The following is a 19552-nucleotide window of genomic DNA, read 5'->3' on the forward strand; positions in this document are numbered from 1 at the left end:
TTATGCCGAGTCCGCTCGACTTGCCACCGGAACTTTGTAAGCAAACGTTTTTGCGCAACAAGTGGCCGCAACTCGCACCGTTCGGCTGCATTTCGCGCCGCCGGCGTGCATTTCGTCGCATGCCGCCGCGCACGGCAGCCGGCAGCGGCATAGTGGCGTCACACCTTAACCAGCCCTACGGAGCCGATGATGATTCAGCAAATTATTTCCCACACCCCCGTGTACGTTTGGGCCTTGCTGGCCTTCCTGAGCTATCGCGGCTTTCTCGCCAGCCGCGACCGCGAGATCACGCTGCTGAGGCTGTCCATCGTGCCGCTGGTGATGATGGGGCTGTCGCTGTCGGGCCTGGACGGCCACGGCGTGCTGGGCGCCGGCGTGTGGGGCGTCTGGGCGGCGGGCCTGCTGGCCGGCGCGGCGATCACGTGGAAGATCCAGCAAGGCACCGACATCGTGGTCAACCGCGCCGCCGGCACGCTGTTCCAGCGCGGCAGCTGGACGCCGCTGGTGCTGATGATGGCCATCTTCGGCACCAAATACATGGTGGCGGTGTTCTCGGCCATGCATCCCGAAGCGCCGCGGCAATGGATGTTCGCGCTGAGCGTCACCACGCTGTACGGCCTGTTCAGCGGCGTGTTCGCCGGCCGCATGGCGCGCTGCGTGGCGGCCTGGCTGCAGCAGCCGGCCACGGCTGGTGCTTAAATAATTGACAACTTTCCTTGTGGTGCAAGCCAAGAGCTTCTACAATTCGCGACATTGATGAACGAGTTGGAGCAGCTCCATGACGATTTTTGGTATTGGATTGCACGTGCTGGTGGCGATATTCTTCGCCATCCACGTGATCCGCAGCGGACAGCAGATGTATTGGCTGATGATTTTGTTCATGTTCCCCGGCCTGGGCAGCATCGTGTATTTCTTCGCGATCTACCTGCCGGATTCCAGGCTGAACCACGGCGCCCGCAAGATGGTGACGGCGGCGGCCAAGTCGCTCGACCCCGGCCGCGAACTGCGCGAGGCGCGCGACGCCTACGCCTACACGCCGACCGCGCAAAACCAGATGCGCCTGGCCACCGCGCTGCTGGAGGCGGGCAACGCCGACGAGGCGGCCGCCACCTACGAGGCCTGCCTGCAGGGGCCGTTCTCCGGCGACCTGGAAATCCGCTACGGCGCCGCGCGCGCCACGCTGGCCAGCGGCAATGCGGCGGCGGCGGTGACGCACCTGCAAACCATCCGCAACAGCGACGCCAATTTCCGCGGCGAGCAAGTCTCGCTGTTGCTGGCGCAGGCTTTGGCGGCGGCGGGGCGCCAGGACGAGGCGAAGGCGGAGTTCGAATTCGCGCTGGGCCGCTACAACAGCTTCGCGGTCCAGGCCGAATTTGCGATCTGGGCGGCCGGCGCCGGCGACGCGCAGCGGGCCAACCAGCTGCACGCGGAACTGCAGCGCACCATGGAGCGCTGGGCGCGCCACACGCGCGACATCAACCAGGAATTGATACGGCGGCTGAACGCGGCGATGGCGTCGATCCGGCGCTGATTTACTTCGGCTTGACCGAGTGGCCGGGATTGTTGATGCCGCCGGTCGCGGCGATGGCCTGGTTCAGCTTGGCCATGGTTTCCGCCGGCACGTCCTTGCTGCAGGCGATGTGGCGGCGCATGCCGGGCGGCATGTCCGGGAAATCATGGCGCACCGACGCTTGCACCGCCTTGTCCTTGTTGCGGAAAAATTCCCAGTCCTCGCGGTCGACGAACATGTAGGAAGCGCGGCCGGCGCTCAGCATGCGCATCATCAGCGTGGTTTCCACGGTACGGCTCATGATCTGGTTCTTGCTGCCCTTGATCATCTGGTCCAGCACCGGCCCGTAGGAAACGCCATCCACCTTGCCCAGCGACAGCGTGGGATCGGCCAGCAGCGAGGCCAGCGTCGGATGCGCCTTGACGCGGTCGACCGCTTTCGGCGAAATCAGCACCGTGTGCGGCAAGTCTTCGTGGATCGGCGAGGTGAACTGCGCCACCGCCTCGCGTTCGGGCAGGCGGTACCAGCTGATCGAGCAGTAGTTGGTGGCGCCGTGGGTGAAGTTGGCCCAGATGCGCTTTTGCGGTTCGTTGACGAAGCGCGCCTTCAGGCCGGCGACGTTGAAAATCTCGTGCACGCGCTTCAGCAGGAAGCCCTTGGGCTGGCCGTTTTCGACGTAATGGTAGGGCGGCTTGTCGCGCCAGGCGACCGTCAGTTCCTGGGGCGCGCCCCAAGCCGCGCCGCTTGACAGGACTGCGGCGGCAAGTATGCCTCGGTGTAAGTGGGTGCCCATGTGGCCGATTATAGGCAGCGCGGCAAACGATGTCACGCTGTTATGATGTGGCCGCCGAGATCGTGGCGCGTGATGGCGCCGTGGCCGTCGATGGCGATCCAGCCGCCGCGCGGCGGCGTGGCGTCCGGCTCCCAGTCCGGCAGCACGTAGCGGCGCTTGCCGTCGACCGTGTGCAGGGCGGGGCGGTGCGTGTGGCCGTGGATCATGACGTCGGTGCCGGTTTGCGCGTACACCTCGCTGATCGCCTGCGGCGTCACGTCCATGATCTCGTAGGATTTGCTGCCCTGGTCCTTGCGGCTGTTCTCGCGCATGCCGGCGATGATCGCCTTGCGCTGCGCCAGCGGCATCGCGGTGAACTGCTGCTGCCAGCCGGGCTGCCGCACCATCGCGCGGAACTCCATGTACTTGACGTCCTCGGTGCACTGGGCGTCGCCGTGCAGCAGCGCCAGGCGCTGGCCGCCGATCTCGGCCACGTGGATTTCCGGCAGCAGGGTCAGGCCCGCCGCCGCGGCGAACTGCTGGCCGACCAGGAAATCGCGGTTGCCGGCGATCCAGTAGACGGACACGCCCGCATCGCTGACGCGGCGCAGCGCGGCAATGACTTGCTGGTGAAACGGATCGCTGAGATCGTCGTCGCCGGCCCAGTATTCAAACAGGTCGCCAAGCAGATACAGCTGTTGCGCGTGCCGCGCATGCCGGTCCAGGAAGTCGTAGAACGCTGCGCTGGTGGCCGGATGCGCGGGCTGCAAATGCAGATCGGAGATGAACAGCGCGCGGACATCGGCCGCGCGCATGCCGGTATTGCCCATTAAGCAGCCAGTTCGATCTTCTCGATGATCACGTCTTCCGCCGGCACGTCGGCGAACATGCCGCTGCGGGTGGTTTTGACTTTCTTGATGGCGTCGACCACGTCGGTGCCTTCGATGACTTTACCGAACACGGCGTAGCCCCAGCCGTCCTGGCCCGGGTAGTCGAGGAAGGAGTTGTTCTTCACGTTGATGAAGAACTGGGCCGATGCCGAGTGCGGCGCCGAGGTGCGGGCCATGGCCAGCGTGTACGGCTCGTTTTTCAGGCCGTTCTTGGCTTCGTTTTCCACCGTGTCGTCGGCCGGCTTCTGTTTCATGCCTGGCTCAAAACCGCCGCCCTGGACCATGAAGCCGTCGATCACGCGGTGGAAGATGGTGTTGGCGTAGTGGCCGGCTTCCATGTATTTCAGGAAGTTGGCTACCGATTTAGGCGCCTTCTCGTCGTTCAGTTCGACGGTCATGTTGCCCATGTTGGTGGTGATGATTACGTTGGTCATATTGTTATCCCGAGTAGTTAAAAGATGCGGCAAGGCCGCTATTTTACATTTTTGGCTGGACTGGCGTCTTCAAAATCGTCGCGGACTTGACCACCACCGGTATCACCGGGATGTTCTGGAAGCTGCCCTTGTCGTCGACCAGCACGCCCTTGATCTTGTCGACCACTTCCTGGCCCTTGACCACTTTGCCGAACACCGTGTAGCCGAAGCCGTCGCGGCCGGGGTAGTTCAGGGCGTCGTTGTCTTCCACGTTGATGAAGAATTGCGAGGTGGCCGAGTTGGGATCGCCGGAGCGCGCCATCGCCAGCGAGTACTTGCTGTTGGTCAGGCCATTCTGCGATTCGATCGGCACCGGCTTGTTGGTTTTCTTCTGCTTGAGCTTTTCGTCGAAGCCGCCGCCCTGGATCATGAAGCCGTCGATCACGCGGTGGAAGATGGTGCCCTTGTAGAAGCCGGCCTTGACGTAGGCGAGGAAATTGTCGACCGACTTGGGCGCCTTGTCGTGGTCCAGCTCGACGACGATGTCGCCCATCGTGGTCTTGATCTCGACTTGCGGCGTGGCGGCGGGCGCGGCCGGCGCGGCGGCCAGCACGGCGCCGGACAGGGCGACGCCGGCGAACACGGTCATCAGTTTGGCGAACAGCGATGGCTGGGTTTGTTGCATTGTTGCTTCCTCGTTTATAAGTGTTGATCAGTTCGACTTGTCAAAATCCCCGTTCAGATTGGGACTATGCTGTTTTTATCAATGCTATACTTGTTCATTCTACCCCTTAGAGGGTGGAAAGAAATACTACCGAGTGTCAGCCGGACCCCACGTGATACGAGTCTAAGCCAGGTGCGCCCCAACAATGCCGCGCCCGGTTCTTGTATTGCCCGGGACGGGGCACCCGCTTATAAAAAACACGCAAGAGTCCGATGAGCAATTTAAAGATTTACAACACGCTGGCGCGTGACAAGCAGACATTCGTACCGATCGAAGCCGGCAAAGTCCGCATGTACGTCTGCGGCATGACCATCTACGACTACTGTCACATCGGCCACGCCCGCATGATGATGGCGTTCGACGTCATGTACCGCTGGCTGATGGCCTCCGGCTACCAGGTCACATATGCCCGCAACATCACCGACATCGACGACAAGATCATCAAGCGCGCGGTGGAAAACGGCGAGACCATCTCGCAGCTGACCACCCGCTTCACCAGGTATATGGACGAGGACACCGGCGCGCTGGGCATCCTGCCGGCCACGCTGGTGCCGCGCGCCACCGAATACGTGCCGCAGATGCTGGCGCTGATCGAGACGCTGGAGTCCAAGGAACTGGCCTACCAGGGCGAGGACGGCGACGTCAACTATGCGGTGCGCAACTTCCCCAACTACGGCAAGCTGTCGGGCAAGTCGCTGGACGACCTGCGCGCCGGCGAGCGCGTCGACGTCAACACCGGCAAGCGCGATCCGCTGGACTTCGTGCTGTGGAAGGCGTCCAAGGAATCGGAGCCGGACGAGGTGAAGTGGGATTCCAAGTGGGGCAAGGGCCGTCCGGGCTGGCACATCGAGTGCTCCGCGATGTGCTCGGCGCTGCTGGGCGAACACTTCGACATCCACGGCGGCGGCGCGGACCTGCAGTTCCCGCACCACGAAAACGAGATCGCGCAGTCCGAAGGCGCGTTCGGCCATACGATGGTCAACTACTGGGTGCACAACGGCTTCGTGCGCGTCGATAACGAAAAGATGTCCAAATCGCTGGGCAACTTCTTCACCATCCGCGACGTGCTGAAGAAATACGATGCCGAGGTGATCCGCTTCTTCATCATGCGCGCCCACTACCGCAGCCCGCTGAACTACTCGGACACGCACCTGGACGATGCCCGCGTCGCGCTGACCCGCCTGTACACCGCGCTGGACGGCGTGGAGGGCGACGGCGCCGCGCTGGACTGGAAAGAAGCCCACGCGGTGCGCTTTGCCGAGGCGATGGACGACGACTTCAACACGCCGGTCGCGCTGGCCGTGCTGTTCGATCTGGTGAGCGAGCTGAACAAATCGAAAGCGCCGGCCGTGGCGCGCCAGCTCAAGGGCCTGGCCGACGTCATCGGCCTGCTGGGGCGCACGCCGCAGCAATTCCTGCAGGCCGCCGTCGGCGAGGCCGATGCCGCCGGCGACGCCGCCATCGCGCAGCAGATCGCCAGGCGCATCGAAGCCAAGAAGGCGCGCAACTTCGCCGAATCGGACAAGATCCGCGCCGACCTGCTGGCGGCCGGCGTGATCCTCGAAGACAAGCCTGACGGCACCACGAACTGGCGCCGCGCATAATGGTCACCGCCAAGGATAACGAGGGCGCAGGCGGCCCGCTATCGGCCGTTCCGCCGTACTGGGAAGAGGCCAAGATCGAGCTCATGAAGCGTGACCGCATCATGAAAAAGCTGATCCCGCAATTTGGCGACCTGCACCTGGTCGGCCATGACGACCCGTTTACCACCTTGGCGCGTTCCATCGTCGGCCAGCAGGTGACCACCAAGGTGGCCGACGCCGCCTGGAAGAAGCTGCTGCTGGTCAGCCCGAAATGCACGCCGGCCCAGATCATCAAGGCCGGCGCCGAGCAACTGGCGGCCTGCGGCCTGTCCAAGCGCAAGACCGAATACATCCTCGACCTGGCCGACCACTTCAAGAACAAGCGCGTCCACACCAGCCAGTGGGACCAGATGGATGACGAAGCCGTCATCGCCGAGCTGGTGCAGATCCGCGGCATCGGCCGCTGGACAGCCGAGATGTTTTTGATATTTAATCTGTTGCGTCCCAATGTACTGCCGCTCGACGACCCCGGCCTGATCCAGGGCATCAGCCAGAATTATTTTTCCGGCGAACCGGTCTCCCGCAGCGATGCGCGCGAGGTTTCGGCCAACTGGGAGCCCTGGCGCACGGTGGCGACATGGTACTTATGGCGTAGCCTGGACCCGGTTGCTGTAGAATAGATGCTCTAATCGCTGTGCGAGGCATTTTTGTGTCCGCATTTTGTCCGCTCGGCTGAGAATAAACACGGAGGTACAATGACCAAAACGACTTTCCTCAATTTTGAGCAACCCATTGCTGAACTCGACGGCAAAATCGAAGAACTGCGTTTCGTCCAGGACGATTCGGCTGTCGACATCTCTGAGGAGATCGACCGCCTGGCCAAGAAGAGCCAGCAGCTGACCAAGGACATCTACGCCAAGCTGACCCCCTGGCAGGTCGCGCAGATCGCGCGCCACCCGCAGCGTCCATACACGATGGACTATGTGAACGAAATCTTCACCGACTTCCACGAACTGCACGGCGACCGCACCTACGCGGACGACCTGTCGGTGGTCGGCGGCCTGGCCCGCTTCAACGGCCAGGCTTGCATGGTGATCGGCCACCAAAAGGGCCGCGACACCAAGGAACGCGCGATGCGCAACTTCGGCATGCCGAAGCCTGAAGGCTATCGCAAGGCCATGCGCCTGATGAAGCTGGCCGAGAAGTTCGGCATTCCGGTGTTCACCTTCGTCGACACGCCGGGCGCGTTCCCGGGCATCGACGCGGAAGAGCGCGGCCAGTCGGAAGCGATCGGCCACAATCTGTACGTGATGGCGGAACTGAAAGTGCCGCTGATCGCCACCATCATCGGCGAAGGCGGCTCCGGCGGCGCGCTGGCGATCGCCGTCGGCGACGCGGTGCTGATGCTGCAATACTCGACCTATTCGGTGATCTCGCCGGAAGGCTGCGCATCGATCCTGTGGAAGACTTCCGAGCGTGCCGCCGACGCGGCCGAAGCGCTGGGCCTGACCGCGCACCGCCTGAAGGCCATGGGCCTGATCGACAAGATCGTCACCGAGCCGCTGGGCGGCGCCCACCGCGATCCGAAACAGATGGCCACGCTGCTGAAGCGGGCGCTGGCCGATTCGCTGCGCCAGTTCCACGGCATGAAGACCAAGGACTTGCTGGAAGCCCGTCACGAGAAGCTGATGAGCTACGGTAAGTTCAAAGAAACCACGCCGCAGGAGTAATCCCGCCGCGCGTGTACACCGACCGGGGGCGCTTGCCCCCGGTTTGCATTTTGGAGCAGCAATTGAAGAAGCAACAGATTCCGACCTTGTCCTCGACCTTTGAGCAGGCCGTCGCCGCAGCTTTGTCGCCGGGCGCAACCGCGCCGCGCATGGCCGTGGCCCTCAGCGGCGGCCTCGACTCGTCGGCGCTGCTGCACCTGGCGCATGCCTACGCGCAAGCGCATGGCGTGGCCTTGTACGCCTTCCACATCCACCACGGCATCAGCCCGAACGCCGACGCCTGGCTGGCGCACTGCGAGCAGGCCAGTGCCGCGCTGGGCGTCACCTTCGAAGCGCGCCGCGTCCAGCTGGCGGACAAGCAAAAGTCCGGCACCGAGGCGGCCGCCCGCAAGGCCCGCTACGCCGCGCTAGGCGCGCTGTGCGCCGAACACGGCGTCAAGCTGCTGCTGACCGCGCACCACCTCGACGACCAGGCCGAAACCGTGCTGCTGCAACTGCTGCGCGGCTCCGGCACGGCCGGCCTGTCCGGCATGGACGCCGCCAACGCCGCGCCCGAACTGCTGGCCAACCCGGCCCTGGTGATGGCGCGCCCGCTGCTGCCGGTCTCGCGCAAGCAGCTCGACGCCTACGTTGCCGGGCACGGCATCAGCCACATCCACGACGAATCCAACGACGATTCGCGCTTCGCCCGCAACGCGCTGCGCCACAAGGTGATGCCGGTGCTGGCCGACGCCTTTCCCGGCTTCCAGGAGCGCTTCGCCCGCAGCGCCCAGCACGCCCAGTCCGCCCAGCGCCTGCTGACCGAGCTGGCCCGGCAGGACCTGGCCCTGTGCCTGGACGGCGACTGTCTCGACATCGGCAAGCTGCGCACGCTCAGCACCGACCGCAGCGCCAACCTGCTGCGCTACTGGTTCGGCACCCGCAACCTGCGCATGCCGAGCGCGGCCTGGCTGGCCGAGATGCAGGTCCAGCTGCTAGAGGCCCGCTACGACGCCCAACTGCTGGTCACGCACCCGGACTGCCACGTCCGCCGCCACCGCGACCGCCTGCACCTGACGCCGAAGCTGGCAGATCTGGAAGGCACGCGCGAAGACGAGTTCGACAAATCCCCCGGCACCTCGTTCCAATGGAATGGCGAGGCCGAGATGGCGTTTCCGGCCTACGGCGGCGTGCTGCACTTCGACCCCGCAGGCGAGGGCGAGGACGGCCTGGACCCCGACTGGCTGCGCGCCCAGCAGTTGATGATCGAGTTCCGCAAGGGCGGCGAGCGGCTCAAGCCCGCCCACAACCGCCCGACACGCGGACTCAAGTATCATTACCAGGCGCTGGACATCCCCGCCTGGGAGCGCGGCCGGCTGCCGGTGGTCAGCACGCCGAAGCAGCTGCTGTTCGCCGCCGGCATCGGCATGGACTGCACGCAGCTGGCCGGCGGGGCGGGGCGCATGCGTTTGCGTTGGCAAGCGGTATAGACAATTGGGCCGATTTGCCGAATTTTGTATGTAGATATGCCTATACGGTATGACTTTATGAGCTTTTTGACTTGTTATTTTGCAGTGCGGCATGTAGAGTTAAGGGTTCCATTTACCTTTATTTGAGCGGAAAACTCACTGTTATGGCTTTAATCGTGCACAAATACGGCGGTACGTCGATGGGTTCGACGGACCGTATCAAGAACGTGGCGCGGCGTGTCGCCAAGTGGCATGACGCCGGGCACCGCATCGTCGTCGTCCCCTCGGCAATGTCGGGCGAAACCAATCGCCTGATCGCCCTGGCCAAGGAAATCCAGGCCCAGCCGGACCCACGCGAGCTGGACATGATCGCCTCGACCGGCGAGCAAGTGTCGGTCGGCCTGCTGTCGATGGCGCTGCTGGCGATCGGCAAGAAAGCCGTCTCCTACGCCGGCTGGCAAGTCGCGATTAAAACCGATTCCGCGTTCACCAAAGCTCGTATCCAGTCGATCGACAACGAAAAAGTCAACCGCGACCTTGACGACGGCAAGATCGTCATCATCACCGGCTTCCAGGGCGTGGACGAGGGCGGCAACATCTCGACCCTCGGCCGCGGCGGTTCGGACACTTCCGCCGTGGCGATCGCCGCCGCGATGAAGGCCGACGAATGCCTGATCTTCACCGACGTAGACGGCGTGTACACGACCGATCCGCGCGTCGTTTCCGAAGCGCGCCGGCTGAAGGCGATCACCTTCGAGGAAATGCTGGAACTGGCATCGCTGGGCTCGAAAGTGCTGCAGACCCGTTCGGTGGAATTCGCCGGCAACTACCGCGTGCCGACCCGCGTACTGTCGTCGCTGACCGACCCTATGCTGGACCTGGAAGAAGAAGCCAACTCGGGCACCCTGATTTCGTTTGAGGAAGATACACACATGGAACAAGCAGTCATCTCCGGTATCGCGTTTAACCGCGATGAGGCCAAAATCACCGTGCTGGGCGTGCCCGACCGTCCAGGCGTGGCCTACCACATCCTCGGCCCGGTGGCCGACGCCAACATCGAAGTCGACATGATCATACAGAATCAGTCGGTCGACGGTAAAACGGACTTCACCTTCACCGTGTCGCGCAACGACTACCAGCGCGCGATCGACGTGCTGAACAGCACCAAGGCCGAACTGGGCGCCGCCAGCATCACCGGCGACGCCAAGGTCTCGAAGATCTCGGTGGTCGGCGTGGGCATGCGCTCGCACGTGGGCGTGGCCTCGCAGATGTTCCGCACCCTGTCGGAAGAGGGCATCAACATCATGATGATCTCCACCTCGGAGATCAAGATTTCGGTGCTGATCGATGAAAAATACATGGAACTGGCCGTGCGCGCGCTGCACAAGGCGTTCGAGTTGGAGAAGGCGTAATTTTTTCGAAAAAAATCGTCGGCTAGCCTTGACCAATGTGGTCACGGTCTATACTATGACGGTCGTCTGCTCTAGCGCAGTTTGGTAGAAAAGACATAGTTGAGCGATCGACTAGGAGACGTGGCCGAGTGGCCGAAGGCACATCCCTGCTAAGGATGCATACGGCTTATACCTGTATCGTGGGTTCGAATCCCACCGTCTCCGCCAGAACAAAGAAAAATGGACTCCCCTGCGGGAGTCCATTTTTTTTGTTCGGACGGAGACGGTGGGATTCGAAGACGTAGCGCCCTAAAGGGCGCGAGGCTATCCGAATCGCCCAACTGCTGGCGCAACGCGCCAGCCCCGCGCGCCGTGCGCGCGCGACCGGTTCCGATATCGGTTCCGATATCGAATTCAAAAAAAAAGTTATTAGCTTGTCGGAAATTTAAGCAGTACATTCCCATGGTTGGTCAAAAATGTTACCGCAACCATTTTGTTGCCCTCTACCATTGTGACTAACATTAAAAAAATACGACCCTGAAACCGGGGCACACAGACACTAAAAAACCAGGAGACACGATGAAGAAATTTGGCCTTGCGGCGCTTGCGCTGTCGCTGATGCACATGGGTGCCGGATCCGCGCTGGCGCAGAACGACAAGATGACGCCGATCGCCACGCCGGCGCAACCGGCCGCGATCACTCTGGACACGGGAACACTGCCCGGCGCGACCGCGCCGGAAGCCTGGCACCGTCAATACAACAGCGTGTTCGCCCGCAACGTCACGGTCGCCACGCTGACGCCGTTCCTGCCGTCCGCCGCCAAGGCCACCGGCGCCGCGGTGATCGTTGCGCCGGGCGGCGGTTTCCGCACGCTGTCGATGGAAAACGAAGGATGGCAGGTGGCCCAGGCGCTGGCCGGGAAGGGCGTGGCGGCCTTCGTGCTGAAATACCGTTTGAACCAGACCCCGCAGGACATGGCCGGCTTCGAACGCTCGATGGCGGAAATGTTCTCCGCAACGGCGAAGCGGCCGCCCGCGCCGCAGGATCCAGCCACCGCCTATGCGCCGCAGGTCGCCGACGCCCGCGCCGCCTTTGCCCTGGTCCGCGCCCGCGCCAAGGAGTGGCATGTCGACGCCGACCGCGTCGGCATGCTCGGCTTCTCGGCCGGCGCCATGCTGACCATGTCGACCGCGCTGTACGGACAGGATGCCAAGCCGGCCTTCATCGGCAACATCTACGGTCCGCTGTCGGCGGTGACCGTGCCGGCGGACGCGCCGCCGTTGTTTGTCGCGCTGGCGGCGGACGATCCGTTTTTCGGCAACGGCGGCTACGGCCTGATCGACAGCTGGCGCGGCGCCAAGCGCCCGGTGGAGTTCCACCTGTTCGAGCAGGGAGGCCACGGTTTCGGCATGTATCCCAAGACCACCACCAGCACCGGATGGTTCGACGGCTATGTGCGCTGGCTGGGCATGCACGGCTACCTCCAGCCCAAGCGCTAGCGGATGACTATCTCAATTAAAACTGTTAGCGCTAGCAGCACGACGGCACCGTAATTCTCGATCAAAATGGCCACCTGTGGCTAAACGGCAACCTTAAAAACGCAATTCGGTGAGATGATTTGGTAACGCTAACATTGCCGCGGAGGGAATTCACACAAAAAAAGCAGTTCAGAAGCACAGTCGCACCGGCTCCCACAGGACGAAGCCGCTCATTAAAATAAGAGGAGATAACCATGAAAACACCATTTCAGCGCACCATGATCAACCTTGCAGTGGCTAGCGCCTGCGGCATCCTGTCGATGCCCGGCCACGCCCAGCAAGTAGCGGCCGACGCGGTTAAACCGGCCGGCGCCACCCCGGCCGCGCCGGAACCCGAGGAGGTGAAAACCGTCGTCGTGTCCGGTTCGCGCATCGCCGCGCGCGGCTTCTCGCAGCCGACGCCCACCACGAGCCTGTCGTCCGCCGACCTCGACAAGGCGGCCAAACCGAATATTTTCGAATCGCTGATCGAACTGCCGGCGCTGCAGGGCAGCACCGGCCGCACCACCAACACCTTCAGCACCTCCAGCGGCATCCAGGGCCTGAGCTCGCTGAGCCTGCGCGGCCTGGGCACGCTGCGCACCCTGACCCTGCTCGACGGCCAGCGCGTGGTCGGCGCCAACGTCACCGGCGTGACCGACGTCAGCCAATTCCCCCAACTGCTGGTCAAGCGCGTCGACGTGGTCACCGGCGGCGCCTCGGCGTCCTACGGTTCGGATGCGATCGGCGGCGTGGTCAACTTCATCACCGACAAGAAATTCAACGGCTTCAAGGCCAACGTGGCCGGCGGCGAGACCCAGTACCACGACGACAAGAGCGGCACGCTGCAGGCCGCCTGGGGCAAGGGCTTCATGGACGACCGCCTGCACGTGACCGTCAGCGGCGAATTCACCAAGCAAAACGGCATCGATTCGCCAGGCTTCGGCCAGGTGGGCGCGGGCGGCCGCGACTGGTACAACAATCCGGCCCTGCAGGAATCGACCAAGGATATGCAGGCCGCCGGCGCGCCGCGCTTCAAGAGCATCATCAACGCCCAGCACATCCAGTACGCCAAATACGGCCTGATCACCAACGGCCCGCTGAAAGGCACGGCGTTCGGCCCCGGCGGCACGCCTTACGCGTTCCAGTACGGCACCGATTGCGTCGGCAACTTCTGCATCGGCGGCGACCGTGACGGCAGCGTCGGCGCCGGCACCAACCTGGCGATGAACTTCAAGCGCGAAGTCGCTTACAGCCGCGTGTCGTGGGACCTCGATGCGGACAATGAAATCTACGTCACCGGCAACTGGGCGCAGGTCACCTCCGTATTCTCGCCGAATCCGGGCGCGGCCAAGCAGGGCAACCTGTCCATCCGTTGCGACAACGCCTACCTGCCGGCTTCGGTCGCCGCCGGTTGCGCTTCCGGCTACCCCACCGGCGCCATGTCGGTCGGCACCGCGAACGCCGAGTTCCCGTCCAACATCAACGTGCATCCGACGCGCACCCAGCGCCGCGTGGTGGTCGGCGCCGACGGCAAGTTTACGATGTTCGGCAAGGAATGGTCGTACGATGCGTATGCCGAGCACGGCGAGAACAAGACCGTGATCCAGGTGAAGGACATCACGCTCAATCCGCGCTACAACTTCGCCATCGACGCGGTCAAGGACCCGGCCACCGGCCAGATCGTCTGCCGCAGCGCCACCGCCCGCGCCGCCGGCTGCCAGCCGATCAACATCTTCGGCAATGTCCCGATCAACATGGCGGGATGGAATTACATCGCACCGGTCAACGGCCCAATGCAGCACACGGATTCGACGCAAAATGTTGTTAGCGCTAACATCAATGGCGAGCTGGCACAGGGTTGGGCCGGCCCGATCTCGGTGGCGTTCGGCGCCGAATGGCGCCGCGAGGACTACTCGGTGTTCGGCGACCCTTACGGCGCCGGCGTGGCGGTCGAGTCGCCTTACAGCCCCAACTATCCGGCCGATCCGACCTTGTCCGTCACCGGCGACAACTGGTTCGCGGGCAACTACCACAACGGCAAGGGCGCGTTCAACGTCAAGGAAGCCTATGTCGAATTCAACATCCCGTTCCTGAAGTCGGCCACCCTGGGCGAGGCCAACCTGAACATCGCCGACCGCGAGGAGAAATACAGCACGGCCGGCAAGGCCCGCGCCTGGAAGCTGGGCGCCACCTGGCAGACCCCGGTCGACGGCCTGCGCCTGCGCGCGGTCAGCTCGAAGGACGTGCGCGCGCCCAACCTGTCGGAGCTGTACGCCGCGATGACGGTCACCAACCAGGCGGTCAACAACAGCCAGGGTTCGTCGGTCCAGATCCAGCAGCGCAACGTCGGCAACCCGGCGCTCAAGACCGAAGACGCGCGCAACAATTCCTTCGGCCTGGTGCTGAGCCAGCCGAGCTGGGCGCGCAACTTCAACTTCTCGGTCGACTACTACGACATCAAGGTGCAGAACGTGATCAGCTCGCTGAATCCTCAGCAGGAGGTCGACCTGTGCTACGGCGGCAACCAGGCGGTCTGCTCGGCGGTCTCGATCAACGGGCCGGCGGGCACCAACTATGTGCTGGCGCAGAGCTTCAACTTCGCCTCGCTGCATACGCGCGGCGTCGACTTCGAGATGGCTTACCGCAAGAACATGGGCGACTTCGGCCTGCCCGGCACCGTCACGCTGCGCGGCCTGGCGTCGCGGATGATCCACTCGATCTCCGATCCGGGCGTGCCGGGCACGACGCCGATCGAAGGCGCCGGCGCGATGACCGGCCCCACGCCGAAGTGGAAGGGGCTGGTGTCGCAGTCGTGGGATGGGCTGATGGCCGGCAAGCTGGGCCTGACCCTGAGCGAGCGCTGGATAGGCGCCGGCGTATTCAACAATGAATACATCGAGTGCCGGACCAACTGCCCGCTGCCGACCGCGGCGCATCCGACCATCTTCGACAACCACATGCCGGGCGCGGTGTATGTCGACCTTGGCGGCAACTACAGCTTCTCGAAACAGGTGACGGGCTACTTCAAGGTCGACAACCTGGCGGACCGCGCGCCGGTGATGGTGCCGCAGACCAATCTGAGCCTCGGCCTCAATCCTGCGGTCTATGACTCGGTCGGCCGTACCTACCGCGTCGGTGTCCGCATGAACTTCTAAGGGGGCGCCAGCCGTGTGGAGTTTATTTTCCGTACTGCTGGCGGTCGGCCTGCTGACCATCATGATCGCCTGGGGCAAGGTTCAACCGCTCCTGGCGTTCGTGGTGGCAGCCATGGTCGCCGCCCTGATGCTGGGCATGCCGCTGGCGAAGATTCCCGGCGCCATCGAGAAGGGCATCGGCGATTTGCTCGGTTCGCTGGTGGTGGTCATCTGCCTGGGTGCCGTGTTCGGCAAGCTGATCGCCGACAGCGGCGCCGCCCGGCGCATCGCCGTCAGCCTGATCGACACGCTGGGCCCGCACCGGATGCCGGTCGCCATGACCGTCACCGGCTTCGTGGTCGGCATGCCGCTGTACTACAACGTCGGCTTCGTGCTGATGGTCCCGCTGATCTTCTCGCTGGTGTTCCAGTCGGGCCGGCCGGCGGTGGCGCTCGGCATGCCCTTGCTGGCCGGCCTGTCGATCGCCCACGGCTTCCTGCCGCCGCACCCGTCGCCCACCGCGCTGGTGGCGGCGGTGCACGCGGACATGGGCAAGACGCTGCTGTACGGCTTGCTGGTGGCGATTCCGACGCTGATCATCGCCGGCCCGGTCTTCGCCATGACGCTGAAGAACATCCGTGCCCAGCCGGCGGCGATTTTCAACGCCGAACCGAAGCCCGATCACGAACTGCCGGGCACCTTCGCCAGCTTCTTCACGGCGCTGCTGCCGGTGGCGTTGCTGGGCGCGCTGACCCTGACCACCTTGCTGCGTCCCGAACTGACCCAGCCGCTGGCGTTCTTCTCCAACCCCACGGTGGTGATGCTGGCGTCGTACGCGGTGGCCATCTACACGCTCGGCCTCGGCCGTGGCCAGACGCTGCCGCAGGTGATGGGCTCGGCCCAGGAAGCGCTGCGCGAGATCGCGCCCATCCTGCTGATCATCGCCGGCGCGGGCGGCCTGAAGCAGGTGATGACCGAGTCCGGCGTCAGCGCCCAGCTCGGCGCCCAGCTGGCCAGCCTGCCGGTGCCGCCGCTGCTGCTGGGCTGGGCGGTGGCGACGCTAATCCGCGTCTGCCTCGGTTCTGCCACCGTCGCCGGCGTGACCGCTGCCGGCGTGGTCGGGCCGCTGGTGGAATCGTCGGGCGTCAATCCCAACCTGATGGTGCTGGCCGTCGGCGCCGGCAGCCTGATGTTCAGCCACGTGAACGATTCCGCCTTCTGGATGTTCAAGGAATATTTCGGCCTGTCGTTGAAGGACACCTTCCGCTCATGGACGATGATGGAAACGCTGGTCGGCAGCTTCGGCATCGTTTTCGTCCTGCTGTTGTCACTGTTCGTTTAGAACAATCAAGGAGACTCATTTGACACACCGATCCATCCTAGTATCGGCGCTGATGCTGGCCGCCCATGCTGCCCACGCTGCGGCCGCGCCGGCTTCCATTTCCGCCTACCAGAGCATGCCGGACGACCCGCGCGCCGTGGTGGTGCACGCCAAGGGCGACGGCGTCGCCGACGACAGCGACGCCCTGCAGCAGGCGATCGACAGCGCGGCCAACAAGGGCGCGGGCGGCGTGGTGTTCCTGCCGCCGGGCCGCTACCGCGTCAGCCGCAGCATCCTGATTCCGATCGCGGTGCGCGTCTACGGCGTCGGCAAGACCCGGCCGGTGCTGGTGCTGGGCGCGAACACGCCGGGCTTCCAGAAGGGCGTGGCCAACATGGTGATCTTCACCGGCACCGACACCTACAATATCGGCGCGGTGGCGATGCCGGTGCCGAGCGCGGTGCCGTTCAGCACGGCGCCGGGGAAGGCCGTGCGCGACGCCAACTCCTCGACCTTCTATTCGGTGCTGTCGAACGTCGACTTCGAGGTCGGCGACGGCAATCCCGCCGCCAGCGGCGTGCGCATGCACACGGCCCAGCACTCGAACCTGTCGCACATCGACTTCCACATGGGCTCGGGCCTGGCCGGCGTCTACCAGGTCGGCAATATCGCCTACAACCTGCGCTTCTTCGGCGGCCGCTACGGCATCCTGGCCGAGAAGACCTCGCCGGCCTGGCAGTTCACCTTGCTGGACTCGACCTTCGACGGCCAGCGCGACGCCGCCATCCGCGAACACGAAGCCGGGCTGACGCTGGCCAACACCGAGATCCGCAACACGCCGGTCGGCATCGAGATCGACCGCGGCTACGGCGACTGGCTGTGGGGCCATGACGTGCGCTTCGAGAACGTGTCCAAGGCGGCCCTCGTCATCAGCAACGAGAACAATGTCTATACCCAGGTCGGCTTCGAGCGGGTCAGCGCGCGCAATGTGCCGGTCTTCGCGCGCTTCCGCGACAGCGGCAAGCAGCTCGAAGGGAAGGGGCGCGACTACCAGGTCGCCGAATTCAACCACGGCCTGAAGCTGCCGGGCCTGGGCGAGCCCGGCCAGTTCGACACCAACTACCGCACCACGGCGCTGCCGGCCAAGAGCGACACCGCCCGGGTGCTGCGCGCGCTGCCGCCGACCGGCGACTGGGCCAGCGTGCGCAGCTTCGGCGCCAAGGGCGACGGCGTCACCGACGACACGGCCGCGATCCAGAAGGCGGTCGACAGCCGCCGCGTGGTCTACCTGCCGCTGGGCTTTTATGCGGTCAACGACACCATCCGCCTGAAGCCGGACACGGTGCTGATCGCCCTGCATCCGGGGCTGACCCGGCTGGTGCTGCCGAACGGTTCGCCGCTGTACCAGGGCGCCGACACGCCCAAGGCGCTGCTCGAGAGCGCGCGCGGCGGCGACGCCGTCGTGACCGGGCTCGGCCTGGCCACCGGCGAAGTCAATCCGCGCGCGGTGGCGCTGCTGTGGCGCGCCGGCGAACATTCGCTGGTGGACGACATCCGCATCCAGTGGGGCTATGGCTCGCCGACCGATCCGTACAAGAAGAACGACCGGTTCGACACCTCGACCTGGTGGGATCGCCAGTACCCTAGCATCTGGGTGACGGACGGCGGCGGCGGCACCTTCACCGGCGTCTGGTCGCCGGCCGGCCATGCGCAGGCCGCTTTCCATGTGACCAACACCAAGACGCCGGGCCGCGTGTACGAGCTCTCGGCCGAACACCACGTCCGCAATGAGATAGTGCTGGACGGCGTCGAGAACTGGTCCTTCTACGCGCCGCAGACCGAGGAAGAGGTGCGCGACGGCGCCGACTCGGTGTCGCTCGACATCCGCAACTCGAAGCACATCCTGCTGGCCAACTACCACGCCTACCGCGTGACCCGTTCGATGAAGCCGGCGCCGACCGCCGTCAAGCTCACCAATTCGAGCGACATCCGTTTCCGCAACCTCGCCGTCAACGGCGAGAGCGGCTTCCCCACCTGCGACGAGCAGGGCTGCATCGCCGACGTGCGCGCCTCCAAGTACCCGTACGAAAACGCGATCACGGACGTGACCAACCGGCTCGAAGTTCGCGAACGCATGTTCGCGGTGCTCGACTACAGCGGCAAGCCGGGCGCAGCGCCAGCCGCGCAGTCGGCGGCCAAAGTGGACAAGCTGGAAGACGGCTTCTACTCGATCGCCGGCGCCGCCGTGGATTCGAAGGGCAGGCTGTACTTCATCGACCGCCACTTCCAGCGCATCTTCAGCTACGCCCAGGGCGAAGGGCTGAAGACGGTGAGCGACTTCGCGCTCGATCCGGTCAACCTGGCGGTGGACGGCAGCGACAACCTGATGGTGCTGTCCTCCAGCGGCAAGGAGGGCAGCGTGTACGCGCTCAAGCCTGGCGTGCCGGGAGCGCCGGTCTCGTTCATCAAGCCCACGCCGCGCGCTGTCCACGCCAACACCCGCGTCGCGCTGCCGGTCAACTACTGGTCCAACGGCGAATTCCAGGACCAGCTGAATCTCGACACCTACGAGTTCACCACGCTGGCCGAAATGTTCGCCCGCGACGCGGCGGTGGCGAAGACGCGCGAATACGTGTCGCCCGACGGCAGCCTGGTGCTGCCGGCGTTCCGGGTCACCCGCCATGGTTCGCTCGACCACCTCGGTTACCGCTGGTCGGACACGCTCGACACCCACGGCTTCGTCTACGCGCAGCCTGGCCAGCGCGTGGTGTTCGCCAACAGCTCGCGCAACCTCACGTTCAGAGGCCTGGTGGGTGAGGGCGGCGCGATCACCGACCTCAAGCAAGTTGCCGATCGCGGCGGCGAAAGCGTGGCGGTGGGGCCGGAAGGCAAGGTGTACGTGGCCAACGGCCAGGTCTTCATCTATGGCGCGGACGGCAAGCAGAGCGGGCGGATCGACGTGCCTGCGCGTCCGCTGCAGCTGATCTTCGGCGGTCCGGACCGCCGCACGCTGTTCATCCTGACACATCACGCGCTGTACTCGACGCGGATTTGAACTGTGTAGTTCTCCCGGCCTCCCCAGGCCGTTCGCCGCTCGCCGCAAGGCGCAGCGGCT

At 64.5% G+C, this 19552-nt stretch carries 15 protein-coding genes and 1 tRNA gene; 12 read left to right on the top strand and 4 right to left on the bottom strand.

The window, feature by feature from the left end:
• Positions 1 to 186 precede the first annotated feature (186 nt).
• Together ACSQ3S_RS13035 and ACSQ3S_RS13040 are read left to right on the top strand one after the other, a co-directional pair.
• Positions 187 to 699: a DUF6622 family protein gene (locus ACSQ3S_RS13035; protein WP_436142625.1), complete on the top strand. Its 513-nt coding sequence runs from the start codon at positions 187 to 189 to the stop codon at positions 697 to 699.
• Positions 700 to 778: 79 nt separating this feature from the next.
• Positions 779 to 1531 carry a tetratricopeptide repeat protein gene (locus tag ACSQ3S_RS13040; protein WP_436142626.1) on the top strand — a complete coding sequence of 251 codons (753 nt, stop codon included), beginning with the start codon at positions 779 to 781 and terminating at the stop codon, positions 1529 to 1531.
• A 1-nt stretch (position 1532) separates the two neighbouring features.
• Here the strand turns inward: ACSQ3S_RS13040 and ACSQ3S_RS13045 are convergent, their stop codons facing one another.
• The 4 genes from ACSQ3S_RS13045 to ACSQ3S_RS13060 are packed head-to-tail and all read right to left on the bottom strand — an operon-like array spanning position 1533 to position 4270.
• The gene (locus tag ACSQ3S_RS13045; RefSeq protein WP_436142627.1) at positions 1533 to 2303 is read right to left on the bottom strand and encodes a substrate-binding periplasmic protein; all 771 of its coding nucleotides are present in this window, start codon (positions 2301 to 2303) and stop codon (positions 1533 to 1535) included.
• Between the two features lie 32 nt (positions 2304 to 2335).
• A complete protein-coding gene (locus ACSQ3S_RS13050; RefSeq protein WP_436142628.1) occupies positions 2336 to 3112 on the bottom strand; it encodes a UDP-2,3-diacylglucosamine diphosphatase in 777 nt (258 codons plus the stop codon).
• On the bottom strand, positions 3112 to 3606 hold the full coding sequence (locus ACSQ3S_RS13055; protein WP_176653971.1) for a peptidylprolyl isomerase: 495 nt from the start codon (positions 3604 to 3606) through the stop codon (positions 3112 to 3114). Before ACSQ3S_RS13055 ends, ACSQ3S_RS13050 begins: the two co-directional genes overlap by 1 nt.
• 43 nt (positions 3607 to 3649) lie before the next feature.
• Positions 3650 to 4270 carry a peptidylprolyl isomerase gene (locus tag ACSQ3S_RS13060; RefSeq protein ID WP_436142629.1) on the bottom strand — a complete coding sequence of 207 codons (621 nt, stop codon included), beginning with the start codon at positions 4268 to 4270 and terminating at the stop codon, positions 3650 to 3652.
• 251 nt (positions 4271 to 4521) lie between these two features.
• Between ACSQ3S_RS13060 and cysS the strand changes: the two genes are divergently transcribed.
• The 10 genes from cysS (at position 4522) to ACSQ3S_RS13110 (ending at position 19492) form a co-directional block, all read left to right on the top strand.
• Positions 4522 to 5913 carry a cysteine--tRNA ligase gene (cysS, locus tag ACSQ3S_RS13065; protein ID WP_176653973.1) on the top strand — a complete coding sequence of 464 codons (1392 nt, stop codon included), beginning with the start codon at positions 4522 to 4524 and terminating at the stop codon, positions 5911 to 5913.
• Positions 5913 to 6572, top strand: coding sequence for a DNA-3-methyladenine glycosylase family protein (locus tag ACSQ3S_RS13070; RefSeq protein WP_176653974.1), 660 nt, complete (start codon positions 5913 to 5915; stop codon positions 6570 to 6572). The genes cysS and ACSQ3S_RS13070 overlap by 1 nt, the downstream gene beginning before the upstream one ends.
• Before the next feature lie 75 nt (positions 6573 to 6647).
• Positions 6648 to 7622: an acetyl-CoA carboxylase carboxyltransferase subunit alpha gene (locus tag ACSQ3S_RS13075; RefSeq protein WP_176653975.1), complete on the top strand. Its 975-nt coding sequence runs from the start codon at positions 6648 to 6650 to the stop codon at positions 7620 to 7622.
• 62 nt (positions 7623 to 7684) lie between these two features.
• Positions 7685 to 9091, top strand: coding sequence for a tRNA lysidine(34) synthetase TilS (tilS, locus tag ACSQ3S_RS13080; RefSeq protein WP_436142630.1), 1407 nt, complete (start codon positions 7685 to 7687; stop codon positions 9089 to 9091).
• A gap of 143 nt (positions 9092 to 9234) precedes the next feature.
• Positions 9235 to 10482, top strand: coding sequence for an aspartate kinase (locus tag ACSQ3S_RS13085; protein WP_353402509.1), 1248 nt, complete (start codon positions 9235 to 9237; stop codon positions 10480 to 10482).
• Between the two features lie 114 nt (positions 10483 to 10596).
• A tRNA-Ser gene (locus ACSQ3S_RS13090) sits at positions 10597 to 10689 on the top strand.
• Positions 10690 to 11040: 351 nt separating this feature from the next.
• Positions 11041 to 11961: an alpha/beta hydrolase gene (locus ACSQ3S_RS13095; RefSeq protein WP_353402539.1), complete on the top strand. Its 921-nt coding sequence runs from the start codon at positions 11041 to 11043 to the stop codon at positions 11959 to 11961.
• 233 nt (positions 11962 to 12194) lie between these two features.
• Entirely contained in the window at positions 12195 to 15137 is a 2943-nt protein-coding gene (locus ACSQ3S_RS13100) for a TonB-dependent receptor domain-containing protein (RefSeq protein WP_436142631.1), read from the top strand.
• A 13-nt stretch (positions 15138 to 15150) separates the two neighbouring features.
• The gene (locus ACSQ3S_RS13105) at positions 15151 to 16458 is read left to right on the top strand and encodes a GntT/GntP/DsdX family permease (RefSeq protein ID WP_176653982.1); all 1308 of its coding nucleotides are present in this window, start codon (positions 15151 to 15153) and stop codon (positions 16456 to 16458) included.
• A gap of 19 nt (positions 16459 to 16477) precedes the next feature.
• Positions 16478 to 19492: a glycosyl hydrolase family 28-related protein gene (locus ACSQ3S_RS13110; protein WP_436142632.1), complete on the top strand. Its 3015-nt coding sequence runs from the start codon at positions 16478 to 16480 to the stop codon at positions 19490 to 19492.
• Positions 19493 to 19552: the final 60 nt, after the last annotated feature.

Origin of the sequence: Duganella sp. LjRoot269, assembly GCF_964254095.1 — a bacterium.
GTDB lineage: Bacteria > Pseudomonadota > Gammaproteobacteria > Burkholderiales > Burkholderiaceae_D > Rugamonas > Rugamonas hordei.

Coding starts and splice junctions, on each gene's coding strand:
- ACSQ3S_RS13055 (WP_176653971.1), bottom strand. CDS start 3,606: ATGACCAACGTAATCATCACCACCAACATGGGCAACATGACCGTCGAA.
- ACSQ3S_RS13035 (WP_436142625.1), top strand. CDS start 187: ATGATGATTCAGCAAATTATTTCCCACACCCCCGTGTACGTTTGGGCC.
- cysS (WP_176653973.1), top strand. CDS start 4,522: ATGAGCAATTTAAAGATTTACAACACGCTGGCGCGTGACAAGCAGACA.
- ACSQ3S_RS13075 (WP_176653975.1), top strand. CDS start 6,648: ATGACCAAAACGACTTTCCTCAATTTTGAGCAACCCATTGCTGAACTC.
- ACSQ3S_RS13050 (WP_436142628.1), bottom strand. CDS start 3,112: ATGGGCAATACCGGCATGCGCGCGGCCGATGTCCGCGCGCTGTTCATC.
- ACSQ3S_RS13095 (WP_353402539.1), top strand. CDS start 11,041: ATGAAGAAATTTGGCCTTGCGGCGCTTGCGCTGTCGCTGATGCACATG.
- ACSQ3S_RS13100 (WP_436142631.1), top strand. CDS start 12,195: ATGAAAACACCATTTCAGCGCACCATGATCAACCTTGCAGTGGCTAGC.
- ACSQ3S_RS13070 (WP_176653974.1), top strand. CDS start 5,913: ATGGTCACCGCCAAGGATAACGAGGGCGCAGGCGGCCCGCTATCGGCC.
- ACSQ3S_RS13060 (WP_436142629.1), bottom strand. CDS start 4,270: ATGCAACAAACCCAGCCATCGCTGTTCGCCAAACTGATGACCGTGTTC.
- ACSQ3S_RS13085 (WP_353402509.1), top strand. CDS start 9,235: ATGGCTTTAATCGTGCACAAATACGGCGGTACGTCGATGGGTTCGACG.
- ACSQ3S_RS13045 (WP_436142627.1), bottom strand. CDS start 2,303: ATGGGCACCCACTTACACCGAGGCATACTTGCCGCCGCAGTCCTGTCA.
- ACSQ3S_RS13040 (WP_436142626.1), top strand. CDS start 779: ATGACGATTTTTGGTATTGGATTGCACGTGCTGGTGGCGATATTCTTC.